Raw genomic sequence first — 3,399 nt, forward strand, 5'->3', positions numbered from 1 at the left:
CGCCAATGACGCCACGCTCGTGGTGACCGACGACTACGCTTCGAGCCGGCATGCCCGACTTTATGCGCAGGACGGTCAGTGGATCGTGGAAGATCTCGGCTCGACCAATGGCACATATCTCGGACGCACGAAGGTGACCCGGCCGATGCCGGTGCCCCCCGGCGTACCGGTCCGTATCGGCAAGACCGTGATCGAGCTGCGCAAATGACACTGGGAATCCGCTACGCCGCGCGCTCCGACGTCGGCATGCTGCGCGAGGGCAACGAGGACTCGGCGTACGCGGGGGCGCACCTGCTCGCGGTGGCCGACGGGATGGGCGGGCACGTCGGCGGCGAGATCGCCAGTGCCGCCGCGATCGACGCGCTGCGCGGGCTGGACAAGGACCTGCCCGCGAACGAGCTGCTGGCCGCGCTCGAGCACACGGTGAAGACGGCCAACGACAACCTGCACCGCATCGTGGAGTCCGACCCGGCCCTGCAGGGCATGGGGACGACGCTGACGGCGATGCTGTGGGCGGGCAACCAGGTCGCGCTGGTCCACATCGGGGACTCGCGCGCCTACCTGCTGCGCGACGGCAGCCTCTTCCAGATCACGCACGACCACACGCTGGTGCAGTCGCTGGTGGACGAGGGCCGGATCAGCCCGGACGAGGCGGCGACGCACCCGCAGCGGTCGCTGCTGCTGCGCGCGCTGGACGGCCGCGGCGAGGTCGACCCGGACCTGTCGCTGCGGGAGGCGAAGGTCGGCGACCGCTACCTGCTGTGCTCGGACGGCCTGTCCGGCGTGGTGACGGCCGAGACGATCTTCCAGGTGCTGACGGACGTGGACGAGCCGGAGCAGGCCGTCCGGCAGCTGATCGACCTGGCGAACCGGGGCGGCGGGCCGGACAACATCACCTGCGTGGTCGCGGACGTGGTGGACCTGGAGCGGCATCCGCCGACGGGCGGTCCGGGGCACGCGGTGGGCGCGGCGGCGAACGCGGCGCCGCCGGAGCCGCCGGGCGGCGGGACGGGCCCGAACGTCACGGTGGCGGACACCCCGGCGGGGCGGGCGGCGCAGCTGCGGGACACGATGCCGCAGCCGCCGGTCGCGGTGGACGAGATGCCGCCGCCGGCGCCGATGCCGATGAACGAGCCGATGGCGGGGCCGCCCGGGGCGATGCCGCAGGGCATGCAGGAGCCGATGGCGGCGCCGCAGCGGCGGCGCGGCGGGGGCGCGCGCCGGTGGACGTGGCTGATCGTGGTGGCGGGCGTCGTCGTGGTGGCCGTGGTGGCGGGCGGTTTCGTGCTGGTGCAGAACGTCCGGAACGGCTACTACATCGGCTCGGAGGGCGGGAAGGTCGTCCTGTACCGGGGGACGACGCAGAAGGTGCCGGGGATCAGCCTGTCCCGGAAGGCCGACAAGCAGCCGAACCCGCCGATCCTCGTCGCGGACCTCCCGCTGGACCTGCAGGCGCAGGTGAAGGGCACCTACACGGTGTCGGGGCCGTCCGCGCTGGACGATCTGAAGAACCGGGTGTGCAAGTACGTCCTGACCGAGGAGGCCGGCAAGGTCGTCGTCGTCAAGGGGCAGGGCCAGCGCAACTGCCAGGAGAAGAAGATCACCAACAGCGACATCCCGCTGAGCGAGCTGCCGACGTCGGACGCGACCGCGGTGACGAAGGGCGGTCTCGCGTTCATCGGGCAGCAGGCGGCCGAGGCGAAGCTGAGGGAGCTCGGCGCCCGCCGCGACGCGTGCAAGGGGAGCAACCCGACCATCAAGGACTGCCCCTCCGACGGGGGTAGCCATAGATGAACTCGCTCGGGGAGCAGATCAGGGCGGTCCTGCCCTACCAGCGGCGGAACGCGGCGTCGTTCGCGCTGCTGGCGTTCGCGATGGTGCTGACGCTGTCGGCGTTCGCGGAGGTCGGGCTGGCCCGTGACGGGCACATCCCCGCGGGGCTGTTCACCATCGGCGGCGGCCTGGTGGTGCTCGCGCTCGCCGCCTACTTCGTGCAGGCGAAGTTCCTGCCGTACGCCGACCCGCTGCTGCTGCCGCTGGCGGTGGCGCTGAACGGGCTCGGGCTGGCGATGATCTACCGGCTCGACCTGGACACCAGCGACACCAAGAAGGCCGCGCAGCTGGCCGGCAAGAAGCTGATCAAGGATGCGGCGGACGCGCCGGGCCAGCTGCTGTGGACGTTCGTCGGGATCGGGCTGTTCGTGGCCGCGGTCCTGATCATGCGGGACACCACCAAGACCGACGCGCCGCTGTCGTTCACGCCGAAGACCGCGCAGCGCTACACGTACCTGACCGGCCTGATCGCGATCATCCTCCTGCTGCTGCCGATCGTGCCGGGCATCGGCGCGGAGATCAACGGCGCGCGGGTGTGGATCCACGTCGGGCCGCTGTCGGTGCAGCCGGGCGAGTTCGCCAAGCTGCTGCTGGTGGTGTTCTTCGCCGGGTACCTGGTGAACAAGCGGCAGGCGATGTCGCTGATCGGCAAGAAGATCGGCCCGTTCAGCCTGCCGCGCGCCCGCGACCTCGGCCCGATCGTCGTGATCTGGTTCTTCTGCCTGGGCGTGCTGTTCATGCAGAAGGACCTCGGCACGGCGCTGCTGTTCTTCGGCCTGTTCGTGTCGATGCTGTACATCGCGACGCAGCGGGTGTCGTGGGTGGCGATCGGCGTCGGGCTGCTGGCGGTCGGCGTGCTCGTCGCGACGCAGCTGCCGTTCATGGCGCACGTCAACCAGCGCATCGACATCTGGCAGAACCCGAAGCCGTACTTCGACGGCGGCTGCCTGCTGGACAGCGGCAGGGTCGTCCCGGTCAACCCGGACACGACGATCTACAAGAAGGAGAAGGCCGCGGGCAGCGGCTACCCGGGCTTCACGGCCTGCGCGAAGCTCGGCGGCGAGTACTCCGACAGCCGGCAGCTGATGATGGGGCTGTTCGCGCTCGGCGAGGGCGGGGTGCTCGGCACGGGGCTCGGGCAGGGCCAGCCGTGGCAGACGCCGCTGTCGTTCAGCGACTTCATCTTCGACTCGATGGGCGAGGAGCTCGGGCTGACCGGGCTCATGGCGCTGCTGCTCGTCTACGCCTTAATCGTGCAGCGCGGCATGAAGACCGCCGTGGCCGCGCGGGACCCGTACCTGAAGCTGTTCGCGGGCGGCGTCTCGTTCGTGCTGGGCCTGCAGGTCTTCGTGATCGTCGGCGGGGTGACCAAGCTGATCCCGCTGACCGGTCTGACCACGCCGTTCCTGTCGCAGGGCGGTTCGTCGCTGATGGCGAACTGGATCCTGATCGCGATCCTGGTGCGGATGAGCCACGACGCGCGCAAGCCCGCCCCGCAGGCCATCCAGGACGAGGGCATGACCCAGATCGTGAGCACGAGGTGATCTCCGCTCCATGAACATGGAC

At 70.3% G+C, this 3,399-nt stretch carries 3 protein-coding genes; all 3 read left to right on the forward strand.

Translation table 11 applies throughout. The features are described from left to right. A partial coding sequence (locus AB0C78_RS50580) for an FHA domain-containing protein (RefSeq protein WP_360762970.1) occupies window positions 1-208 on the forward strand: 208 nt, incomplete at its 5' end. Beyond that, window positions 205-1,794: a Stp1/IreP family PP2C-type Ser/Thr phosphatase gene (locus AB0C78_RS50585; protein WP_360762973.1), complete on the forward strand. Its 1,590-nt coding sequence runs from the start codon at window positions 205-207 to the stop codon at window positions 1,792-1,794. The genes AB0C78_RS50580 and AB0C78_RS50585, both read left to right, overlap by 4 nt. Beyond that, window positions 1,791-3,377 carry an FtsW/RodA/SpoVE family cell cycle protein gene (locus AB0C78_RS50590; RefSeq protein WP_151541689.1) on the forward strand — a complete coding sequence of 529 codons (1,587 nt, stop codon included), beginning with the start codon at window positions 1,791-1,793 and terminating at the stop codon, window positions 3,375-3,377. The genes AB0C78_RS50585 and AB0C78_RS50590 overlap by 4 nt, the downstream gene beginning before the upstream one ends. Window positions 3,378-3,399: the final 22 nt, after the last annotated feature.

Origin of the sequence: Actinomadura sp. NPDC048394 (assembly GCF_040651755.1) — a bacterium.
GTDB lineage: Bacteria > Actinomycetota > Actinomycetes > Streptosporangiales > Streptosporangiaceae > Spirillospora > Spirillospora montaniterrae.

What these genes read in the sequence shown, in the direction of transcription:
- AB0C78_RS50585 (WP_360762973.1), top strand. Translation starts at nt 205, where the DNA reads ATGACACTGGGAATCCGCTACGCCGCGCGCTCCGACGTCGGCATGCTG.
- AB0C78_RS50590 (WP_151541689.1), top strand. Translation starts at nt 1,791, where the DNA reads ATGAACTCGCTCGGGGAGCAGATCAGGGCGGTCCTGCCCTACCAGCGG.